We start from the raw sequence: 20,096 nt of genomic DNA, 5'->3' as shown, positions 1-20,096 counted from the left end.
CTACCTTTATCTTTAAATCCATAAATTATCCAAAAGGCGCGTTTGCCCTACTCTCGCAGCAACTAGAAATATACTATTGCCCTTAATAATATGTGCGAGCGGCTCTAAAGTATGGCTAAAAAACCCCGCATAAAACACCTTATCGACATCTTGCAAACCCTCTGCTACAAGCGGTTGTAAATATTCTACACACATCTGCCCTCTTTCTATTTCTGCCTGAAGGTGCATAATCGTGCGAGGGATACAAAGCGCAGCTTCCCTCTCCTTTGTGCTCAAATAGACATTGCGTGAGCTAAGAGCCAAGCCATCGCTATCCCTTTGTATCGGGCAAGGCACAATCTCAATAGGCAAAAACAAATCTTTTGTCATCTTTTGAATAATCAGCACCTGCTGGGCGTCTTTGCATCCAAAATATGCCCTATGGGGCATAACAAGGCAAAAAAGCTTTAGCACGATTTGTATCACACCTGCAAAATGCGTAGGGCGGTCAAACCCCTCTAAAACATAGCCCATTTTCACAGGCGGATTGAAGCTTATTTCATCACTACCATACATCTCTTGCGCACTTGGAGCAAATACTACATCAACTCCCGCCCTCTCACATAATGCAATATCCTGCTCCAATGTGCGTGGATATGCACTAAAATCCTCATTTACCCCAAATTGCGTAGGATTGACAAAAATAGAGACAATCGTGCAATCATTGCCTTTAAGCGAAGATTCTATAAGGCTCAAATGCCCTTGATGCAACGCACCCATAGTCGGCACAAGCCCTATGCTTTGCATATATGGCAAATCCTTGCGATGGCTTTGTAAATCCGCTATGTGGTGTATGACTTTCATATATTACCCCCTGCTTTTTGAGCAGATTCAATGATTGCGATTTCTTTAGAATTTAGGTTGTAAAGCTGATAGACTAAGCTATCAATTTGCCTTTGCAGAATAAGAGATTGGCTTGTATGGGATTCTCTCCTCCCCCTAACCCCCTCCGCAGAGGGAGGGGGAATTAAAGCAGAGTTGCCCTTCTTAATGGAGAGGGAATTAGGAGAGAAATCCCCTGCCACAGAGGAGGAACAGATACTAGCCCCTCCCTTGGCGGGAGGGGTTGGGGAGGGGGCATTAATAGCTAAAATTGCCTCTACTAAAGCGATGATTTTATCAGCAATATGGCGATTAGAATCCGTGATTTGGGGAATAGGCAAACTTCCCACACTTAAAGTATCAAAGCCAAATGCACCCCCTTGCATATGTGAAGCAAAATATTTTTTTGCATAAAAATAGCTCATTAATCGACTATTAAGTATGCCTAGAATATATTTTCTGTCTATATTAAATTGATACAAAACATTGACTTTTCCGCCAAAATATCCATTAGGAGCAATACAACATCGTATAGAATCTGTCATTCTTGCCATAAATATCAATTCTTGTTTTTCAAAAATATTAATTTTTTCTTGCGTGTAATAATCTTTGATTTTATCAATGAATTTAGCATTTTTAAAGCTATATTTAAAAATATTGGAGGATTCTAAAAATTTTCTATTTATTTCACTAGGAATACAAGAGACATCAGCCCTAAAACCTGCTTTAGATAAACCGCAAAAGATACGACAAAAATCACTAAGTTTTGGATAATTTGCATTAAATATCTTGGCACTTATGGAATCTAAAAATACTGATAGATTCTCAATTTTCTCATTTTGAATAGGCTTCCATTGTATATGTGAAATGTCCTTATCGTTTGTTTGCCCATATTTTGTGATTGTGCGCTTATTTTTATGAGAAAAAATATTGACACAGGTATAAGTAGCAGCGTTTTCAAAGACTTTTATATTTGAAACATCAAGCATCTGCTTAAGGGTAAGGTTATTGTCAATAAATGTTCTTATACCCTTTCCTGAATCTTGGCAAATATATGCAATAGGATTAATAAAGCTAACATTTCCCTTATCTGCGAGCATTAAGAGAAATCTCTCAAGGAAATATACATATATACTTCCCTCTTTGCTTTTTTTATAAACCGATGAAGTTTCACTTAAAGATGTTTTTGTTTTCCCATCAATCTTACGATAATCGATATAAGGCGGATTGCCGATGATAATATCAAAGCCTTGAGATTGGGTTTTTTCTGCATTCATTGCATAGCCTTGCTTTGCAAGATTCTCTCTACTATGCTAAGGGGGTTTTCCGCCTTGTAGATAGGACGACCAATGACTACAAAATCACTCATTGCCGCCTTAGCGTCTTGCAGTGTCGCCACACGTCTTTGATCATTTGCTTCCTCGCCAAACGGGCGAATTCCCGGTGTGATGGTGAGAAAAGTATTTTGCGTTATTTGCTTAATCGCCCTGCCCTCCTGCACGGAACACACCACTCCATCAATCCCTGCACGATAAGCCAAAGAAGAGAGTTTAAGCGTATGTGAGAAAAGCGGGACATTGTATATCTCCATAAAATCATCATTATCAAAGCTTGTAAGCGCACTCACACCAATAATAAGGGGCAATCCCTCCTTGCTCTCTTTTAATTGAGCAATCATTTTCATCGCTTCAAATCCGCAGCTTGTGTGGATTGTGAGCATATCAACACCTATTTGAGACATCTCCATAATCGCATCAAGCATTGTGTTAGGAATATCATAAAGCTTCAAATCAAGGAAGATTTTATAATTGCCATATTTCTTTAACGCCTCTATGCCGCTAATGCCATCACGGATAAAGCTCCTTAGCCCAATCTTTAGCCAAATGTGCTCCTTTTGTGTAGGTAAAAGAGCAGAGAGTGAATCTACTAGCGCGATATTTTCTTTCAAAGTAGGGTTATCAAGGGCAATGCAGAGTGTCATATCTCTCCTTTATGATGTCTGTGAGGGATTAAAATCTATATCTTTTTTGTGTGTTTTGCTTAGTGCATCAAGCACACCATTGATAAATCTCGGGGCGCTATCCTCGCCACCATAGAGTTTACCTAGCTCTACTGCTTCATTAATCACCACAGGCGTATCCGTATCAGTATAGAGTATCTCATATGTCCCAAGCCGTAGCATAGCGCGCTCCATACCGCCTAGCCGCGCAAAATCCCATTCTTTCAAATGCGGAATAATACTTTTATCAATCTGCACGATATGCTCTATCACGCCTTGCAAAAGCGAGAATGCAAAGTCCTGCTGCTTATTTTTAATCTTTTTTTCATCTAAAATACTACGAGCGGTGAGCAAAATATCGCTATTTCCCATATCATAGGCATACAGCATTCCCACTACTGCTTCTCTAGCCTGTGTGCGTGTAGCCATCTATGCCCCAAGATTCCTATAGAGATTAATCAGCTCAATAAGCCCTGCCATTGATTCAAAGCCCTTGTTTCCTACCTTTGTCCCCGCTCTTTCAATAGCTTGCTCGATACTATCAGTTGTCAAAATACCAAAAGTTACAGGTGCGCCATATTTGAGCGTAACATTAGCTATACCCTTAGTCGCCTCCGCTGAAACATAATCAAAATGCGGTGTAGCACCTCGTATGACCGCACCTAAGCAGCATACGCCATCGTATTCGCCTTGAGAGAGAATCTTTTGTAATGCAAAAGGCACTTCATACGCTCCGGGCACAAGCACTAAATCAAGCATTTCATCACGTCCGCCATGCCGCAAGAAGCAGTCCTTAGCCCCCTCTACCAATCTATCAGTAATGAGATGATTGAAACGTGCGCTGATAATGGCGATTCGCTCATCGCCCATTAGCTGTAATTTACCCTCGATAATATTCATAGAATCCTCCTTAATGTTATTTTACAAAATTCCCTAATGCCTCAAGCTGTGCTACAAGTGGGATAAGCGCGTCTGTTTGCACCATATTGGGACCATCGCTTAGGGCTTCTTTAGGATTTAAATGCGTCTCCATAAAGAATCCATCTACCCCCACAGCCGCTGCCGCTCTAGCCAAATACGGTACAAATGAGCTATCACCTCCGCTCTTGCCTCCTGCTGCACCGGGCATTTGCACACTATGAGTTGCATCAAATATCACAGGCGCAAAGTGTCGCATTATCACAAGTGAGCGCATATCTACGACAAGATTCCCATAGCCAAAGCTGCTGCCCCGCTCTGTAAGCCATACATTATATTTTTGCGACTGCTCATAATTCGCCTGTGTGCCGCCACGTGTCTTTATCGCTTTTAGCACACTATGCTGCATATCCGCAGGATTCATAAACTGCCCTTTTTTGATATTAACAATGCGATCCGTCTTCGCCACAGCGACAATCAAATCTGTCTGCCGACACAAAAACGCGGGAATCTGTATCACATCTGCCACTTTTGCGATACTTGGAGCTTGGTAGCTCTCGTGAATATCAGTAATAATCTTATAGCCAAATTGCTTTTTGATTTGCCCTAGCATTTCAAGCCCTGCCTCTAAGCCCGGTCCGCGATAACTCTCTAAACTCGTGCGGTTTGCCTTATCAAAACTCGCCTTAAAATAAAAATCAATATGTGGATTCTCATTTAACGGTTTTAACCCCTCTGCCACCGCACTTAGAGCCTCATAACTCTCAATCACACAAGGTCCACTCATCAAAATCATTGCTTCCTCCTTATTTTACTTTATTAATAGGCTTAAACTCACGCTGAATCATATTATAGTTAAAAATCTCGCCTGTTTCGATAATATAATACCAACCATAAATATTAAGCTCACCCCTATCAAATCGCTCCTCCACAAAAGGATAGCTCATTAAATTTTCCAACTGATGCTCGATATTCATCTGCTCCATAAGCCATGTGCGCTTTGCTTTAGAATTAGGCTTTAGCTCATCTACCTTTTGCCTCACTGGCTCTAAAAGCTCTATCCATTTTTTCACATACGGCGCATTTTCTAACTTTTGAGCATCTTCATAAATCGCCGAACAAGCCCCGCAATCGCTATGTCCACAAATGATAACATTTTTAATACCCAAAATGCTTAAAGCATATTCAATCGCTGAAGTTGTCGCTAGATACCCGCCACGTATGCCCTTATCACGCCCTAGATAAGGTGGGACGATATTTCCCATATTACGTATAACAAACAAATCGCCGGGCAAAGCATTGGTAATAAGATTTGGCACGACACGAGAATCCGTGCAAGTGATAAATAATGTATGAGGCTCTTGCCACTTTTTTAAACTTTCATATAAGTCCTTATGCTCATTATAATCCTCCTCGCGAAACTTAATAGCTCCCTCAAATAGTTCTTTCATAAATGCCTCTTAAATGCTAGATTAAATGCAGAATCTGTAAAAATATGGCATTATATCAAACTAAAACAATAACAGGGATAGCATTTTATGTTAAGGAGTAAATATTTATGGGTGTGCTAGGAGATATTATTAACGCCATTGTCGAAATGGTGGGTGCTTTAGGCTATGTAGGGATTTTTATAATGATGTTTTTAGAATCTAGCTTCTTCCCCTTCCCCTCCGAAGTAGTAATGATACCTGCGGGATATTTAGTATATAAAGGCGAGATGAATGCCATTATTGCCGTGCTTTGTGGTATTGGTGGCTCTTTAGCAGGAGCGTTGTTTAACTACTATCTTGCATTAAAATTTGGCAGAGAATTTCTTATCACGTATGGCAAATATGTCTTTTTTACCGAGCAAACTATGCAGAAAATGGAGGCTTTCTTTCTTAAGCACGGACCTATTAGCACATTTGTTGGGCGGCTTATCACTGTGGTGAGGCAATACATCTCCCTCCCTGCTGGACTCGCACGAATGAATCTTGCGAAATTTTGCTTTTATACATCGCTTGGAGCGGGGATTTGGGTAGTTATCCTCACTATTATTGGCTACTATGCGGGTGTGTGGTTTGGCTCAAATATGAGTATAGATTCTATAATTCACGCCTTTACGTCAAAATCCCCAACCGAGGCAGAAATAGAAATTAGAAATATCGTCAAACAAGCCGGAATCTATACATTAGGCTTTGTCATCGTGTGCGTGATAGGCTACATTGCCTACTGGCGCATTAGAAGAAAGCAAAATGCTACTTATTAGTTTCGATGTGCCCTAGGTAATAGATTACTTGGAATCCACTATAATAGGCTTTTATTTTATTATTGCAAAGGATAAATATGTCTCATAATGATACAAACAATCAAGAACTTATGCAGCCACAAACTCAAAGTGCTATTCCTGTGCTTAGTATTGCAGGGAGTGATTGCAGCGGTGGAGCGGGCATTCAGGCGGATTTAAAGACCTTTGCTGCGCATAAATGCTTTGGTATGAGTGTAATCTTAAGCGTGGTAGCAGAGAATACCGCACGTGTGATTTCTAGCTATGATGTGCCGCCTCAATGTATCAGTGAGCAGATACAAGCCGTATTTGAGGACATTCCTCCACAGGCGACAAAGATAGGAATGCTCGGCTCAAATGCGATTATAGAATGCGTGGCTGAAAATCTTAGATTCTACAAGCCTCAAAATGTAGTGATTGACCCTGTGATGTTTGCAAAAAATGGCTTTCCGCTAATGCCTAAGGATTGTCGCGTGGCTTTTAAAGAGCAGATTTTGCAATATAGCAATGTGCTAACGCCCAATATCCCAGAAGCACAGGAGCTTTGCGGCTTTGAGATTGCTCATATCAATGATATGAAAAGGGCAGCGCAAAGGCTCTATGATATGGGTGCAAAGGCGGTGCTACTTAAAGGTGGGCATAGCACAAATAACGCTGATGATGTGTTTTATAATGGGGCATTTCATATTTTAGAATCTCCTAAGATTGCCACTAGCAACACACATGGCACAGGCTGCACTCTAAGCTCCGCTATCGCGGCAAATCTCGCACTTGGACTCGATACCCTGCAAGCCATAAAGAAAGCAAAGGACTATGTTTTTTATGCGATTTTATATTCCTTAAAACTTGGCAAAGGCAACGGACCTACCAATCATTTGTTTAGATTCTAAAAGCGCTTTTGGTATTGTAAAGGTTTATCTTAAAACATTCTCTTCATTATGAACGTTGCAGAGAATGTGAGTGCTTTACTCAATATACATCAGTGCATACACACTTTGTAAGGTAGTGCTTGCCCCCTTAACAAAATACATAACTCATTCTTAATGAAGTAAAATAGTCCAATGGATAACATTTCGCCTATGGGGGGGGGGGCGGTTATTTACCCTTACTTCTTTGAGTATTTCTTTAACATTCAAACAAAGGAAAATAACTCTCCCTGTTCTCATAGATAGCAATACCCTCTTGTGAATCTGCACTATCAATATGAGACATATCAAATGAAAGTACATCTTAACTCCGCTGATGAAAGACATTATAAGTCGCTTTGAATGCTTTAGCTGCATTTTGTGAATATACTTGCAAACCACCTATATCTCTACTATGAAAGGCAAAGAGCCTTTCATCAGTTAAAATTGTATGTGCTGTCTTCGTAATGTGCTCATCAAGCAAAATAGTGTTTGGGTAATATATAATCCCTCACAAGATTCTTTTAAATGGGGGAATTGCTCAACAATGATTCTCAAATGTGAGCCACTAAAACCATCAAAAACAAAACAATAATGTTCTCCTTATCCTTAACTTAATGCCCCAAATCGTTATGCAAAGATAGAATATATCCTTATAATTTTATGAATCTGGTATATCTAAATGCTCTGTCCTCAAGGATTCTATATTGTTAAAATAGATAACTTATGCACCATACAGCAAATAAGTCTATCAAAATAGCTTGTAATGCTACAAGCTATACACTTTTACCTATAAAAGCGCATTCCAAGCACTCCGCATACGATTATTCCACTGCCAAATCCACATATTTACTTAAAGGACTAGCAATCACGTTTAGAGCAACGATTCCTAGTTTTAAGAGTCTTGTTTTATAAAAGAAACTTGTAAGATAGACAATAATAAGACTGGAACATAAGAAAAAACCAAATAAAGCACAAAGTGTAATTAAGGTATTTGGTTATATCAAATTGAGAAATATCACTACTCTATACAGCAAAAGGTGTAAAGACACATACCATAAAGTATATATTCATAATAGCTAAGATTGAAATATCTCTATATGCTTTTTATAAGTGTGTGAATCTAAAGAAATATGAGAGAGGAGGAGAGATAGGTTTGAAAATATTTAAAATTAAAAAATGATAGAGCATTTTTAGAATCTTTAGGTTTTAGCTGAGCGTTGCTCCTACCACGAGATACTATATTGGCTCTATTGAGATATAGGCATGCTTCATACAAGTTTTCTTTTTGAAAGTTATTTAATAAACTCCTCTTGCAATCTATACATTGAATCTAAAGTGCATTACATCACCATCTTGCACGATATACTCTTTCCCTTCAATACGCATAGCTCCCGCTTCCTTTGCCTTTACCTCGCCGCCATATTTGATAAAATCATCATAGCTAATACACTCCGCACGGATAAAGCCTTTCTCAAAGTCTTTATGTATCATACCTGCTGCCTTTGGCGCACTATCGCCCCTTTTTATCGTCCAAGCACGCACTTCTTTGACGCCTGCAGTAAAGTAGCTAATCAGCCCTAGCCTACTAAAGCCCTCTCTAATAATCTGCTCCAATCCACTCTCTTCCGCCCCCAAAGATTGCAGAAATGCTCTCCTCTCGCTATCCTCCATACCTACCATTTCTTCTTCAATTTTTGCACATAGCTTAATGACTATACCACCTTGCTTTGTAGCGTATTCACGCACTTGCTGCACAAAAGTATTGTCTGCTTCTAAATTTGCTTCATCAACATTTACACCATAAATCACTTCTTTATTAGTCAAGAATCTTAGCTCTCTATTGAGCGTGATAAATGCCTCACTCTGGCGTTTAGCAAAGCTCCTTACAGGCATATTGGATTCTAAATGTGCTAAAAGCTCTAGGGCAAGGGTAAGCTGTGCGTTTTCACCCTTTTGTGCCTTGCTCTCCTTTTGAAGCTTTTCAATGCGTTTATTAAGCGTGGTTATATCAGCAAAAAGCAGTTCTAGCTCGATAATCTCAATATCATCAATAGGGTCTATCCTCCCCTCTATATGCGTGATATTAGCATCCTCAAAGCAACGCACAATATGCAAAATCATATCGCATTCTTTAATATTGGCTAAAAACTGATTGCCTAGCCCCTCACCCCTACTTGCACCCCGCACAAGCCCCGCAATATCGACAAACTCAATCACAGAATACTGCAATCTTTGGGGATTAACAATCTTGGCAAGTTCATTCAAGCGAACATCTGGCACACTCACAACCGCCTTGTTTGGCTCAATCGTGCAGAATGGATAATTAGCCGCTTCTGCATTTTGTGCCTTTGTGAGGGCATTAAAAGTCGTGGATTTTCCTACATTTGGCAATCCCACAATACCGATAGACAGCCCCATATCACGCCTTTGCAAGTGAGAGGATAAACTCTACTCCCGCTCTCACACCCGCGCCACTCGCGCCACTTGGGTTAATATCCCATTCTTTTTCCACATACGCAGGACCAGCGATGTCGATATGCAGCCATTTTTGCTTATATTCCTCACGGATAAACTCACTTAAAAATAATCCCGCGCTAATCGCCCCACCATAGCGTGAAGTAGAGACATTGCACACATCAGCAATCTTAGATTCTATAAGTTTCTTAATATGGCGGTTAAAGGGCAATTCAGCCATTAGCTCACCACTTTGTGCAGCATCTTTTGCAAACTGCGCCTTTAGCTTGTCATTATGTCCCATAATGCCACTTGTATATTCTCCCAATGCGACTACGCACGCCCCTGTAAGTGTTGCAAAATCCACCAAAACATCAGGTTTCAAATCCTGTGCGTAGCTTAAGCAATCGGCTAATACCAATCGCCCCTCCGCATCTGTATTCCTCACTTCGATAGTCTTACCCTCCCTGCTATAAAGCACATCATCGGGTTTATAGGCATTGCCACCTATCATATTTTCTGCCGCGCCCACAATACTATGCACTTCAATGGGTGCTTGAATCTGCGCTATAGCTTGAATAATTCCCATCACAGCACAGCCTCCGCTCTTATCTGCTTTCATCGTTACCATATAATCCGCCGGTTTAAGCGACAAACCTCCGCAATCATAAGTCAAACCCTTGCCTACAAGCACGATACGACTTTTTGCATTTTTAGGCTTATAACTTAGGTGTATCAGATGCGGAGGATTGCACGAAGCAGCATTCACTGCTAAAAATGCACCCATTTTCTCCTTTTGTAAATCTTTCTCATCTAGAATCTTGCATTCAATCTGCTCTATGTCTTTAGCCATTTGCTTGGCGTATTTTGCAAGATATGTAGGCGTGGCAACTTGAGGAATAGTATTAACCAACTCACGCACATCATTAACACTCTGTGCGACAATCTGCACCTTTTGTAGAATCTGCATATCTTTAACCTCACTCTTTATATCAAGAAGATTAAACTCTTTAAGCATAGAAGGGTGCTTTTTACTCTTATAGCTCACACATTCATATTCTCCACATAATGCCCCCATAAACAGCGCATACGCCTTAGCACTATCTATTTTTCCTTGCAAACTCACATTTACGCGCTCATAGGGCAATGCCTTAAAATAACGCACAATAGCTGCCCCTGCCTCTCTAATACAATCGACATCAAAAGATTCTAAACATATTAAAAGCGTGTGAGATTCTTGGATAAAAAACTTACCCTCTCCCTCAAAGCCATATACCTTACTTACCTTTGCGTAGGAAGATTTTGCAAAAGCACTTTTAGACATAAGCACGGCTTGTGCGCTTAGCCTTGTTCCTTTAGCTTGTATTTTTACAATATTTATTTTCATTAACCACTCCTTAAAAAACGATATTACTCTGCTATTTTGTCCTTTGCTTCAAGTCCTTGCTGAATCTTTGCAATTTTTTTATCTACCTTTTTTGTCTGCGATTGAAAATACCACCATACCCCTCCGACAATGCAGATTGCGAGAGGAACAAACAAATAAGGGCGTTCCTTAAACCAATCAAGCACAATAAAAATCTGTTCACCAAAAATATAAGTAAGCACAATAGTAATGGCCGCCCACACCCACGCAGAAAAGAGATTAATCATAGCAAATTTTAATGCGCTATATCGCGTTGTGCCAATACTCATAGGAATAATAGTCCGCATACCATACATATAGCGTTGGATAAAAATAATAGTCCAACCATACTTCCTTAAAAGCAAATGTGCAAGGGCAAACTTACGCTTTTGTGATATAAATTCCTCTTGTATAGTCTTGCGATTTAAACGCCCAATGTAAAAATAAATTTGATCCCCTACAAATCCACCAATTCCGGCAATAAAAATGGCTAACAATAGATTCATCTTACCATCGTGTGCAGCAAGTCCGGCAAAAATAAGCCCAAGCTCACCCTCCAAAATACCCCAAAAAAACAAAATTACATAGCCCCAGTCCTCTACATACTGCTCCCACAAATGCGTGATAAACCCCTCAAGTGAAAAATTTGATCGCTGATACAGTATAAAAAAGCCTATGCACAATACAAGCACTAACCCCCACATAAAAACACGTTTAGGATTATGCTTGATGTATGATACAATACGTTGTGTTAAGCCCATCATTTGCCCTCATATTCAACAATGCTAAAAACTTTTGTATAGGGTGTAAGCCTTTTCTCCCCCTCTAAACCCTTAAGGTTTATTACAAAAGCCGCTTCCACACATTGCGCTCCCATAGATTCTATAAGTTTCACACTTGCTTCTGCCGTGCCACCTGTGGCGATCAAATCATCTACAAGCACCACTCTTGCACCCTTTTTATCCCTGAAGGCATCAATGTGCATTTCTACTTCATCAAAGCCATATTCAAGGCTGTACTTCTCACTTACCGTTGTGTGTGGAAGTTTGCCTTTCTTACGTATAGGGACAAACCCGACCCCCATAGCAAAGCTAAGAGCCGCACCAAAGATAAAGCCTCTCGCCTCAATCCCGGCGATAAAGTCAATTCTTTCACTCTCATAACGTTTTTTAAAAATATCAATCACTTCAGTAAAGATTTCCGCATCACCTATAAGCGTAGTTATATCACGAAAGACAATGCCCGGCTTAGGATAGTCATAGATCGCGCGTATAGAATCTGTAATCTTCTGCTTATTCATTCTATCTCCTTATGTAGCACTAGAGTAATGCCTCAATTTTCTGCTCTAAATCTTTAATACGTGCTTTGTATTTATCCGTCTCAATTCTATATTGGGAGTTACGTGATTTTAACACTTTTACTTCATTTTTGAGCGCATTCATTTCTTGGGTGAGAATATCGATATTCCCTAATGCCCTTTGTAGCTGCAATTGATGCTTACGAATTAAGATTTCTGCCTCATTAAGGGTAAGCTTCATCGAAGCGGAATTGCGTTCCTCTTTTTGTGCCACAGAGTGATAAAAAAAAGTCCGCACAAGCATATATAGCACAAATAAAATAAATCCTGTGAGAAAAAACCACTGTGCAATAAATCCCATTGTCCTCTCCTTCAGCCTTTTATAGAATCTAGCTTAAATCCCCTAGTTTTTGCACACGCCCAAGATGTCGCCCACCCTCAAACTCATATTCAATAAAGGCTTGAAGTATAGATTCCACCTCGCCTACTCCACTGATACGCTCACCCATACATAGCACATTAGCATCATTATGAGTGCGCGCCATTTTTGCCATATACGCATCAGTGCAAAGTGCTGCGCGAATATGTTTAAAACGATTAGCAGCAATGCTCATTCCAATTCCGCTACCACAGATTAAGATTCCTTTAGAATCTGCCTCTGTTTTCATCGCTTCACACACTTTTTTAGCATAATCAGGGTAATCCACCCTCTCATTTGTTTGCGGGGCTAAATCAACCACTCTAAAGCCCTTAGCTTCTAAAAATGCAATCACAAATGCTTTAAGTGTGAATCCTGCGTGGTCAGTGCCTATAAAATAAGTAGTTCTTTGAGCGTGATTCATATTTTACCTTTTAATGCTTTGGCTTTGACTCTTTCATTCTTTCTTCAAGTCCCCCTGTGGTTTTAAAAATTCTATCCCAGCGAATCGTATAGCGCTTACTCTTATCCTCATCTGCTCCAATCTCTTGGCTATTTGCCTTATTGATACTAAAATATATAAACCACGGTTGCCCTATGATATTTTTATATGGCACACTGCCCCAAAAACGTGAATCAAAGCTATTGTTGCGATTATCCCCTATCATAAAAAACTCATCATCTGCAATTTTTTTATAGAATATATCGCCATCAAGCTTGAGCATACTGCTTATAGTCTCCCCATTTTTCATACTCGTATAGGCAATATTTGTATCCTCAATAAAAGATTCTAAAGGCTCATTACTATATGTTCTACTCCATAATTCGCAATTCTCTTCTCCATCGCCGATATTAAAGCCCTCACCACCTTCAACACACACACGCTGATACAGCCTCCCCTCTTCATCAACTAAGTAGCGCTCTCTACTTTTGGGATACTTATAAAATACACTTTTGTAAGCAATGCCCGGGTGTGCTGCCATATAAGGATCTTTCACAAAGAGTTTGCCCAATCTCTCTACGATAATATGGCTTGAATAATGCTCCCTCACATACTCATCACCCTCAAATGGGTGTAAATACAACCCATCTTTATCAAAAATCACCTCATCGCCGCCCACTGCAAAAGTGCGTTTGACATAATATGTCTTTTCTATATGGGGAGGGATAAAGACCACTACATCACCTCTTTGAGGACGCTCCCCCTCAAGCAAATGCCCATTTCCCCTAAAATCAGGTAATACATTAACCTCAAGCCAAGGAATGCGAGGTGTGGGAATCCCATAGCTAAACTTCTTAACAAATAAAAAATCCCCCTCTAAAAGTGTCCCCACCATAGAACGTGTGGGAATCACAAATGCCTGCATAATAAAAAATATCAAAACAAGCACAATAATAATCGTGCCAGTCCAACTAGAAGTAAATGCCCACAATCCGCTAAGAAACTTTTTCATTATCTATTTCCTTTGTTCTAATCTATAAAGTGCTGCCTTGTAAGTGTTTTGCAATAATGTAGCAATCGTCATAGGACCTACTCCACCGGGCACAGGCGTAATGAATCCTGCCTTTAAAGACACCGCTTCAAAATCCACATCGCCCACAAGTGCGCCAGATTCTAAACGATTGATACCAATATCCACCACTACTACGCCTTCTTTTATCATATCTGCCGTGATTAAGCCTACTTTTCCCACTCCTACACACACAATATCCGCATTTTTTGTATATGCGCTCACATCTTTTGTTAAAATATGACAACAGCTCACACTTGCCCCCGCATTAAGCATTAAGGCACTAAGTGGTTTGCCTACAATATTACTCATACCTACAATCGCTACATCTTTGCCCTTTAGCTCAATATTATAAGCCTTGAGTAGATTCATTACCCCAAGCGGAGTAGCAGGGGCAAAAGTATCTAGATTCGCCACTAATCGTCCTATATTGAAAGGGTGAAAGCCATCAACATCTTTTTGTGGATCGATGGCTTCAAGCACTTTTGCCGTTTCAATATGCGCAGGAAGCGGCAGCTGCACGAGTATGCCATCAATATTAGGATTATTATTAAGCATTTTAATTGTCGATAAAAGCTCATTTTCTGTAATAGTAGAGGGCATTTCGTGTGTTACAGAGTAGATTCCTACGCGTTTGCACGCTTTGGCTTTCATTTGCACATAAGCACAACTTGCAGGATTATTTCCCACTAAAATCACCGCCAATCCCGGCGTTACCCCCTGATGTGCAAGAGCGCTAATGTCTTTAGTCAAGCTATTTTCAATCTCTACACTCAAAGATTTACCATCTAGCAATGTCATTTTAAAGCCCTTTGTGATTATCGTTTTGCTATTATAATATAAGATATTAAAACAAAAGAGGATTTATGAAGAAAAAACTTATACTCTCCATACTAACAAGCACATTATTTGCCGCCCAAGATGAACATACAATCCGCAATGAATATGGCAAAAACCTTTATGAGAATCCTCGTGGCATTGCGTGCAATAAATGTCACGGGAACAAAGGCGAAGGCAGCGTTATCGCACGCTACAAACATAAAGGTGTAGAAAAGTCTCTTATAGCCCCTCGTATTAATAATATCGATTATAGCACTTTTAGTAAAGCCTTACATAAACAAAAAGGCGTAATGCCTAGCTATTACCTCACAGATGAAGAAATTACAGCAATTTATATGTATATTTACCAGCCATAGCCACCTCCATTGCATTCAAGGAGTACATACAAATAAGGTTATTACTCACTTTTTCTAAGAAAAAGTGAGATATGGAGTAATAAATGCACCCAAGAAATGCCCACCACAACATAAATAAAATATACATCGTAGCAAAGATAGCACCTAATAAAAAACTGATGACCTTTAATATAATGACTACCAAACCACAATGGTGAGCAACCTGTGTCATAAGGCGTAATAATGTCCATAAAGCCTATAGGTAAATCAAAGTAAGCAATGTTTGTGCGACATTAATATCAAGAATAGCTTGAATAAACGCTACAAAATAGGCATTGCAATAGCAGGTGATACATTAATCAGACTTACCATCAAGCAAATGCGCAAACCAATCTAAGAAACCAACATTTTTAAGCCCTGCTGCTATAACTACAAGTATGCCAAACTAAAATGTCCTCCAAGCTGCCTTATTGCTATAGCCTAATTCTAGAGTTGATTTGCCAAGTTTTGACACGATATAAAGATATACATTTGCCCAAGCCTGTTTTTACAAAGCCAAGCCCTATCGTAAAAGCTGTAAATATAAGCCATACAGCCACATTAAAAAAACCCGCTCAAAACCCAATTTATCGCATCAGCACTTTTAATAACCACATCATCTAAACCCAAATCTTACAGCAATAACACCTATAAATGCCAGTGTGCTAGACTCTAAAATGAATGCCAAAAAAGCACTAAAATATCGACAAGTAAAGCCAAGCATTAGCACTGCAGCCTTCTGGGGCTACCATTCCCCAAAATCGCTGTAAAATAAAAACGACTATCCCTAAAATCAAAGGAGTGCTAAGTTTAATACAAACGTTTTTGTCTATTTTATCCACAAATCACCTTGCCATAATTGTTTGCTCAATTATCAGCCTATAAATTAAGCACACAATCTAAAAGGCAAGAACGTATTTTCTATCATTGCCAAAACAAACATACATCATTTTACCATAATGTCAGCTCTGCATTTGTCTTTTTATATAGATTCTTTTTCTTGCCCTCTATATCGTATTCCACGGCAAAGCCATATTTTATATCTGTCGTGCCTGATTTTTTAAGACGGATATGCTCATAAATAGTAGAAGGGATTTTAAGGCTGGTTACCGCTGCACTTACATTAGGCGGAATCCTCTTAGAGACTTCTAGCTCACTTATCAAATCACCATTAATGTATAAAGCCACGTATTGGATATTTACGACCTTCTCGCTCTCATTTTTAATCGTAATATTTACATTACCATTACCTAGATTAAATGAAGAAGCATCAAGTGTAATATCTGCATTTTTGATACTTACTGCGGGTAGGGAATGAAAGGCAAGAATATAACGTGCAGGGGTATCCCCCTTAAAATTCTCCGAATACATATTTGCACCTTTTGATAAAAGTAGCTTTATCATCTCAGTATTTTTCTTTATCACCGCATAATGCAAAGGTGTATTGCCCAAATGCTCATCAGCGACATTGACTTTTGCACCTTTATCAATCAAAGCCTTAGCAAATTTATAATTATTAAGTGCCACAACTTTAAGCAATGCCGTCTCTCCGTGAGATACAGCATTTACATCAGCCCCCCGCTCAATAAGCAAATACAAAATCTCTAGATTCCCCTTACGTGCAGCATCATAAAGTGGAGTGCTACCACGCAAACGCGCCTCAATATCTGCCCCCAAATTGATTCCCTTACGCACATCTGTATAATTATTGCTAAAAAGCAGGTAGTTATATCTATCATTTGCCCCATAGCAGGATATTACCACACCTAAACACAAAATGATTTTCAAAGTACAATGCTTCATCGCTTATCCTTTCAAGGTGAAATATTTTTCTGCAAGAGTCTTGATTTTTACATACACACTATCAAATTCCATACCAAAAGTACGTGTCTGCGCAATGCTTGTTATAAAATTTGTATCACCTATATAGCGTGGGACAAAATGTATATGCAAATGCTCGGGTATCCCTGCTCCACCGGCTTTTTTAATATTGAGCCCCATATTTACACCCTGTGCGCCATATGCATAGAGAATCTGCATTGCTTGATGTGAAAGGCGATGCAAGTGTAGCCATACCTCTAAGGGCAGCTTTTCGGGGGAATCACAATGAATGAGAGGCAAAAGCATAAAATGCCCAGGTGTATAAGGATAAAGATTCATAACGCCAAATACCAACTCATCACGATAAATAATATGATTCTTTTCATCATCTTGTGGATTCTTGGCAATATTGCAAAACACACATTCCTCTGATCCGGCAGTGAAATACTTGCTTCGCCACGGCGCATAGATTCTATCCATTACCACTCCTTAAGCCCTTAAATATAGCTTGGTGCGTCATTGCTAAATAGCACCAAATCATTTGGCAAAGAGCAGGATTTCAGCATATCTTCTAGCATAACCTTATCTTTGAGAATAATTTTTTGCGTCTTATAAATATTTGAGGAAATAATCTTACTATTAAGTTCACCTGTAATAATAGCAATATCAAATACCCCATCAATAGCCCGTGCTAATTCGACATTTGCCTCTTTTTTGCTTTCTACAACGCCCGGGGTTACAATAATCTTTCGTCCCTCATAAAGAGAAGCTAGACGAATAGCTTCTTTCATACCCTTCAAATTTCCATTAAAACTATCATCAATGATAATTTTTTGGTTTGCCTCTATCTTATTTAAACGATGTGGGACAGGATCTAATCTTTTTATAGCCTTCTGTATCTCCTCCACTCTAAGCCCTAGTTCAATACCCATATAAATAGCCGCACTAAGATTAATAACATTAAACTGCCCTAGAACTATTGCTTCAAAATAATGCCATTCTCCTTTAATGTATAGCTCAAAGCTTATGCCCTCTAAATCTGCTTTGATATTACGTATATTCTCCGGAAAGGGTATAATTTTTTTATGTAAGTTTACATCAAGTTGGTTGGGCATAGGATTATCTTTAAAGATAAAGGCTTTTTTTAATCGCTTACTTTGCAAAAGTTCAAATTTCGTTTCCACGATATTGTCAAGATTCTTAAAATACTCTAAATGCTGCTCTCCTATTTCACCAATTACTGCATAATGAGGATTCAAAAATTCACTAATAATGGCAATATCTCCTCTCAACCGCGCACCAGCCTCGGCAATATAAATCTCTGTCGTATAATCAAGGTTACTATTAATATCTGCAATAATGCCTGTATGTGTATTTACACTACGTGGTGTAGCATAGACACGATATTTTTCTTTTAATATTTGTGCAAGAAAATTTTTAATACTTGTTTTGCCATAACTTCCCGTTATGCAAATCACCACCAAAGAAGACATAACATCGAGTTTTTCTTCAGCCAAAGCAATGTAACGATTAAGTAACACACTCTCATATATACGCGAAACAATCACCGCAAATACCAAAGGCATTAAATCAAGCAATGCACTTGCTATACCCAACACATAGCACAAGACTTCATTAAAAAGCATAAAAATAAAAAAGATACCTACAAACCTTATAACACGTAAGGTAAATTTCAATCTTTTATCTAATTTTATTGCCCACATCACAATCATTAGGGCATATACTATACTTAAAGCAATAAGCATATAATTCGCCACAGGACTTGGTACAAAAAATGTCCCTACATAGAGAATCAGGGGTACTATGCAGTAATAAATATGCCACATAAATTTATGATGCATAAATATCACTCGCTTAAGGCTATAGTTATACCATTGTAGATTCGTTAAGCCATAATAAGCAAAAAAAACCACAAAGACCCACTGAGCTATCACATCAACAATAAACATATTCTCCATATTGTTTCCTATTTTACAATCTCAAAACCATTCAAAATCTCATCTATCTCTAAAGTAGTAGATTCTATCCTTTCAACGACACTTTTAATCGTCCCCACTTTCAAAAGCTCTTCCAATTTTTGCAATATATCTTCATCACCTTGTGCTACCACCTGCACACTTCCATCGGCAAGATTACGCACATAGCCGCTTAAACACTCTTTTTCTTCATTCATAATATCCACTTTTGCTTTTACAAATCGGCGGAATCCGACACCTTGCACACGACCAAAAATCAAAAATTGTTTGCATATTTTCATATATTGCTCCCATATAGCTTCTCAATCCCCTCACCCTGCCTTAAAAAGAAGTAATGATCGCCCTCTAGCACAAAAAAACGACTATCCTGTATGAGGGCTGCTATCCTTTCTCCGCAAAAAAGCGGGGTGGCTCTATCATCTCTACCCCAAAATATACTCGCTTTTCCTTTATAATGTCTAAATATTCCTGAAAAATCTTCATCAACTACATTTTTAAACGTTTGATACATACCCTCATTCATTGCAATAACATCTTTTGAACGAAACATTTTGCCCAAATGTGAAAACCCACATTGCCCCATTATTTTAGCGAATGCAATTTTGCAGCGCACTTTGATAGACTTAGGCACTTTGATACCCGCACTTGAGAGCAAAATCACTTCTTTTGGCTCACACAGCAGTGCGACCTTACCACCAAAACTATGCCCTACCATCAGCACCTCTTGCGCACTCACTCCACATACATCGCGCAAGAATATCTGCACGATTTGCGCATAATCGCTTGTAAACAGTGGCTTATCATTAGGGCTATTGCCAAAGCCGGGCATATCGATATAAATATGCTCATATTGGTGAAAACACTTGCTAAAGGCGATTTTCATCACATCTTTATTACTCCCCCAGCCGTGCAAAAAGAGTATTATAGGCTTTGTGGCTATTTGTTTGGAATCTGTGTGATTTACCCTCTCATAGCTTATATCAAAGCATTCTCCTTGATATTCTATGCGTCTTTGTGCCATTTTGCC

Annotated in this window: 25 protein-coding genes; 3 read left to right on the top strand and 22 right to left on the bottom strand. The window is 39.1% G+C overall.

Going from position 1 to position 20,096, the window contains the following annotated elements:
* Positions 1-12 precede the first annotated feature (12 nt).
* The 7 genes from panC to V3I05_RS09120 are packed head-to-tail and all read right to left on the bottom strand — an operon-like array spanning position 13 to position 5,229.
* On the bottom strand, positions 13-843 hold the full coding sequence (gene panC, locus V3I05_RS09150) for a pantoate--beta-alanine ligase (RefSeq protein WP_295701602.1): 831 nt from the start codon (positions 841-843) through the stop codon (positions 13-15).
* Positions 840-2,138: an Eco57I restriction-modification methylase domain-containing protein gene (locus V3I05_RS09145; protein ID WP_343353398.1), complete on the bottom strand. Its 1,299-nt coding sequence runs from the start codon at positions 2,136-2,138 to the stop codon at positions 840-842. The genes panC and V3I05_RS09145 overlap by 4 nt, the downstream gene beginning before the upstream one ends.
* Positions 2,135-2,842, bottom strand: coding sequence for an orotidine-5'-phosphate decarboxylase (gene pyrF, locus V3I05_RS09140; RefSeq protein ID WP_300731842.1), 708 nt, complete (start codon positions 2,840-2,842; stop codon positions 2,135-2,137). Before pyrF ends, V3I05_RS09145 begins: the two co-directional genes overlap by 4 nt.
* A 9-nt stretch (positions 2,843-2,851) precedes the next feature.
* Entirely contained in the window at positions 2,852-3,289 is a 438-nt protein-coding gene (gene nusB / locus V3I05_RS09135; RefSeq protein ID WP_295701609.1) for a transcription antitermination factor NusB, read from the bottom strand.
* Complete coding sequence (gene ribH / locus V3I05_RS09130; RefSeq protein ID WP_295701611.1) at positions 3,290-3,760, bottom strand: 6,7-dimethyl-8-ribityllumazine synthase; 471 nt, start codon at positions 3,758-3,760, stop codon at positions 3,290-3,292.
* 16 nt (positions 3,761-3,776) lie between these two features.
* A complete protein-coding gene (gene kdsA, locus V3I05_RS09125; protein WP_300448287.1) occupies positions 3,777-4,574 on the bottom strand; it encodes a 3-deoxy-8-phosphooctulonate synthase in 798 nt (265 codons plus the stop codon).
* A gap of 10 nt (positions 4,575-4,584) precedes the next feature.
* The gene (locus V3I05_RS09120) at positions 4,585-5,229 is read right to left on the bottom strand and encodes a carbonic anhydrase (protein ID WP_300448289.1); all 645 of its coding nucleotides are present in this window, start codon (positions 5,227-5,229) and stop codon (positions 4,585-4,587) included.
* Between the two features lie 107 nt (positions 5,230-5,336).
* On the opposite strand from V3I05_RS09120, the gene V3I05_RS09115 reads away from it, so the two are divergent.
* Both V3I05_RS09115 and thiD read left to right on the top strand, forming a co-directional pair.
* On the top strand, positions 5,337-6,026 hold the full coding sequence (locus V3I05_RS09115) for a DedA family protein (RefSeq protein ID WP_343353395.1): 690 nt from the start codon (positions 5,337-5,339) through the stop codon (positions 6,024-6,026).
* A 110-nt stretch (positions 6,027-6,136) separates the two neighbouring features.
* Positions 6,137-6,934, top strand: a complete 798-nt coding sequence (gene thiD, locus V3I05_RS09110) for a bifunctional hydroxymethylpyrimidine kinase/phosphomethylpyrimidine kinase (protein ID WP_300448295.1) — start codon at positions 6,137-6,139, stop codon at positions 6,932-6,934.
* Positions 6,935-7,274: 340 nt separating this feature from the next.
* Here thiD and V3I05_RS09105 read toward each other — a convergent pair whose 3' ends face one another.
* The 9 genes from V3I05_RS09105 to folD all read right to left on the bottom strand — a co-directional run bounded on the left by V3I05_RS09105 (position 7,275) and on the right by folD (position 14,838).
* Positions 7,275-7,433: a hypothetical protein gene (locus V3I05_RS09105; RefSeq protein WP_295701618.1), complete on the bottom strand. Its 159-nt coding sequence runs from the start codon at positions 7,431-7,433 to the stop codon at positions 7,275-7,277.
* An 836-nt stretch (positions 7,434-8,269) separates the two neighbouring features.
* The gene (gene ychF, locus V3I05_RS09100; protein ID WP_343353393.1) at positions 8,270-9,370 is read right to left on the bottom strand and encodes a redox-regulated ATPase YchF; all 1,101 of its coding nucleotides are present in this window, start codon (positions 9,368-9,370) and stop codon (positions 8,270-8,272) included.
* A 1-nt stretch (position 9,371) separates the two neighbouring features.
* Positions 9,372-10,793 (bottom strand): leucyl aminopeptidase, encoded by a 1,422-nt coding sequence (locus tag V3I05_RS09095; protein ID WP_300450763.1) that lies wholly within the window; start codon positions 10,791-10,793, stop codon positions 9,372-9,374.
* A gap of 23 nt (positions 10,794-10,816) precedes the next feature.
* The gene (locus V3I05_RS09090; RefSeq protein WP_300448847.1) at positions 10,817-11,572 is read right to left on the bottom strand and encodes a DedA family protein; all 756 of its coding nucleotides are present in this window, start codon (positions 11,570-11,572) and stop codon (positions 10,817-10,819) included.
* On the bottom strand, positions 11,572-12,111 hold the full coding sequence (locus V3I05_RS09085) for an adenine phosphoribosyltransferase (RefSeq protein WP_295701822.1): 540 nt from the start codon (positions 12,109-12,111) through the stop codon (positions 11,572-11,574). The genes V3I05_RS09090 and V3I05_RS09085 overlap by 1 nt, the downstream gene beginning before the upstream one ends.
* Positions 12,112-12,130: 19 nt before the next feature.
* On the bottom strand, positions 12,131-12,469 hold the full coding sequence (locus tag V3I05_RS09080; RefSeq protein WP_295701824.1) for a hypothetical protein: 339 nt from the start codon (positions 12,467-12,469) through the stop codon (positions 12,131-12,133).
* 28 nt (positions 12,470-12,497) lie between these two features.
* Positions 12,498-12,950: a ribose 5-phosphate isomerase B gene (rpiB, locus tag V3I05_RS09075; protein WP_300448840.1), complete on the bottom strand. Its 453-nt coding sequence runs from the start codon at positions 12,948-12,950 to the stop codon at positions 12,498-12,500.
* Positions 12,951-12,960: 10 nt separating this feature from the next.
* Positions 12,961-13,893, bottom strand: a complete 933-nt coding sequence (gene lepB / locus V3I05_RS09070) for a signal peptidase I (protein ID WP_369809106.1) — start codon at positions 13,891-13,893, stop codon at positions 12,961-12,963.
* A gap of 90 nt (positions 13,894-13,983) precedes the next feature.
* A complete protein-coding gene (gene folD / locus V3I05_RS09065) occupies positions 13,984-14,838 on the bottom strand; it encodes a bifunctional methylenetetrahydrofolate dehydrogenase/methenyltetrahydrofolate cyclohydrolase FolD (RefSeq protein WP_295701830.1) in 855 nt (284 codons plus the stop codon).
* A gap of 65 nt (positions 14,839-14,903) precedes the next feature.
* On the opposite strand from folD, the gene V3I05_RS09060 reads away from it, so the two are divergent.
* Positions 14,904-15,233, top strand: coding sequence for a c-type cytochrome (locus tag V3I05_RS09060; RefSeq protein ID WP_295701832.1), 330 nt, complete (start codon positions 14,904-14,906; stop codon positions 15,231-15,233).
* Between the two features lie 452 nt (positions 15,234-15,685).
* Here V3I05_RS09060 and V3I05_RS09055 read toward each other — a convergent pair whose 3' ends face one another.
* The 6 genes from V3I05_RS09055 to V3I05_RS09030 all read right to left on the bottom strand — a co-directional run bounded on the left by V3I05_RS09055 (position 15,686) and on the right by V3I05_RS09030 (position 20,090).
* On the bottom strand, positions 15,686-15,811 hold the full coding sequence (locus tag V3I05_RS09055) for an anion permease (protein WP_300450771.1): 126 nt from the start codon (positions 15,809-15,811) through the stop codon (positions 15,686-15,688).
* A 391-nt stretch (positions 15,812-16,202) separates the two neighbouring features.
* Positions 16,203-17,054, bottom strand: coding sequence for an ankyrin repeat domain-containing protein (locus V3I05_RS09050; protein WP_300448831.1), 852 nt, complete (start codon positions 17,052-17,054; stop codon positions 16,203-16,205).
* Between the two features lie 3 nt (positions 17,055-17,057).
* Positions 17,058-17,552, bottom strand: a complete 495-nt coding sequence (locus V3I05_RS09045) for an HIT family protein (protein WP_295701836.1) — start codon at positions 17,550-17,552, stop codon at positions 17,058-17,060.
* Positions 17,553-17,569: 17 nt separating this feature from the next.
* Entirely contained in the window at positions 17,570-19,051 is a 1,482-nt protein-coding gene (locus tag V3I05_RS09040) for a UDP-N-acetylmuramoyl-tripeptide--D-alanyl-D-alanine ligase (protein ID WP_343353391.1), read from the bottom strand.
* A gap of 8 nt (positions 19,052-19,059) precedes the next feature.
* Complete coding sequence (locus V3I05_RS09035) at positions 19,060-19,350, bottom strand: acylphosphatase (protein ID WP_295701839.1); 291 nt, start codon at positions 19,348-19,350, stop codon at positions 19,060-19,062.
* Entirely contained in the window at positions 19,347-20,090 is a 744-nt protein-coding gene (locus tag V3I05_RS09030) for an alpha/beta fold hydrolase (RefSeq protein ID WP_295701841.1), read from the bottom strand. Before V3I05_RS09030 ends, V3I05_RS09035 begins: the two co-directional genes overlap by 4 nt.
* Positions 20,091-20,096 lie beyond the last annotated feature (6 nt).

The sequence above is a fragment of the Helicobacter mastomyrinus genome (genome assembly GCF_039555295.1).
In the GTDB taxonomy this organism is placed as follows: domain Bacteria; phylum Campylobacterota; class Campylobacteria; order Campylobacterales; family Helicobacteraceae; genus Helicobacter_C; species Helicobacter_C mastomyrinus.
Note: the sequence above shows the minus strand (reverse complement) of the source record. Positions and strands in the feature narration are given on the sequence as shown.

What these genes read in the sequence shown, in the direction of transcription:
- panC (WP_295701602.1), bottom strand. Translation starts at nt 843, where the DNA reads ATGAAAGTCATACACCACATAGCGGATTTACAAAGCCATCGCAAGGAT.
- V3I05_RS09145 (WP_343353398.1), bottom strand. Translation starts at nt 2,138, where the DNA reads ATGAATGCAGAAAAAACCCAATCTCAAGGCTTTGATATTATCATCGGC.
- pyrF (WP_300731842.1), bottom strand. Translation starts at nt 2,842, where the DNA reads ATGACACTCTGCATTGCCCTTGATAACCCTACTTTGAAAGAAAATATC.
- nusB (WP_295701609.1), bottom strand. Translation starts at nt 3,289, where the DNA reads ATGGCTACACGCACACAGGCTAGAGAAGCAGTAGTGGGAATGCTGTAT.
- ribH (WP_295701611.1), bottom strand. Translation starts at nt 3,760, where the DNA reads ATGAATATTATCGAGGGTAAATTACAGCTAATGGGCGATGAGCGAATC.
- kdsA (WP_300448287.1), bottom strand. Translation starts at nt 4,574, where the DNA reads ATGATTTTGATGAGTGGACCTTGTGTGATTGAGAGTTATGAGGCTCTA.
- V3I05_RS09120 (WP_300448289.1), bottom strand. Translation starts at nt 5,229, where the DNA reads ATGAAAGAACTATTTGAGGGAGCTATTAAGTTTCGCGAGGAGGATTAT.
- V3I05_RS09115 (WP_343353395.1), top strand. Translation starts at nt 5,337, where the DNA reads ATGGGTGTGCTAGGAGATATTATTAACGCCATTGTCGAAATGGTGGGT.
- thiD (WP_300448295.1), top strand. Translation starts at nt 6,137, where the DNA reads ATGCAGCCACAAACTCAAAGTGCTATTCCTGTGCTTAGTATTGCAGGG.
- ychF (WP_343353393.1), bottom strand. Translation starts at nt 9,370, where the DNA reads ATGGGGCTGTCTATCGGTATTGTGGGATTGCCAAATGTAGGAAAATCC.
- V3I05_RS09095 (WP_300450763.1), bottom strand. Translation starts at nt 10,793, where the DNA reads ATGAAAATAAATATTGTAAAAATACAAGCTAAAGGAACAAGGCTAAGC.
- V3I05_RS09090 (WP_300448847.1), bottom strand. Translation starts at nt 11,572, where the DNA reads ATGGGCTTAACACAACGTATTGTATCATACATCAAGCATAATCCTAAA.
- V3I05_RS09085 (WP_295701822.1), bottom strand. Translation starts at nt 12,111, where the DNA reads ATGAATAAGCAGAAGATTACAGATTCTATACGCGCGATCTATGACTAT.
- V3I05_RS09080 (WP_295701824.1), bottom strand. Translation starts at nt 12,469, where the DNA reads ATGGGATTTATTGCACAGTGGTTTTTTCTCACAGGATTTATTTTATTT.
- rpiB (WP_300448840.1), bottom strand. Translation starts at nt 12,950, where the DNA reads ATGAATCACGCTCAAAGAACTACTTATTTTATAGGCACTGACCACGCA.
- lepB (WP_369809106.1), bottom strand. Translation starts at nt 13,893, where the DNA reads ATGCAGGCATTTGTGATTCCCACACGTTCTATGGTGGGGACACTTTTA.
- folD (WP_295701830.1), bottom strand. Translation starts at nt 14,838, where the DNA reads ATGACATTGCTAGATGGTAAATCTTTGAGTGTAGAGATTGAAAATAGC.
- V3I05_RS09060 (WP_295701832.1), top strand. Translation starts at nt 14,904, where the DNA reads ATGAAGAAAAAACTTATACTCTCCATACTAACAAGCACATTATTTGCC.
- V3I05_RS09050 (WP_300448831.1), bottom strand. Translation starts at nt 17,054, where the DNA reads ATGAAGCATTGTACTTTGAAAATCATTTTGTGTTTAGGTGTGGTAATA.
- V3I05_RS09045 (WP_295701836.1), bottom strand. Translation starts at nt 17,552, where the DNA reads ATGGATAGAATCTATGCGCCGTGGCGAAGCAAGTATTTCACTGCCGGA.
- V3I05_RS09040 (WP_343353391.1), bottom strand. Translation starts at nt 19,051, where the DNA reads ATGGAGAATATGTTTATTGTTGATGTGATAGCTCAGTGGGTCTTTGTG.
- V3I05_RS09035 (WP_295701839.1), bottom strand. Translation starts at nt 19,350, where the DNA reads ATGAAAATATGCAAACAATTTTTGATTTTTGGTCGTGTGCAAGGTGTC.
- V3I05_RS09030 (WP_295701841.1), bottom strand. Translation starts at nt 20,090, where the DNA reads ATGGCACAAAGACGCATAGAATATCAAGGAGAATGCTTTGATATAAGC.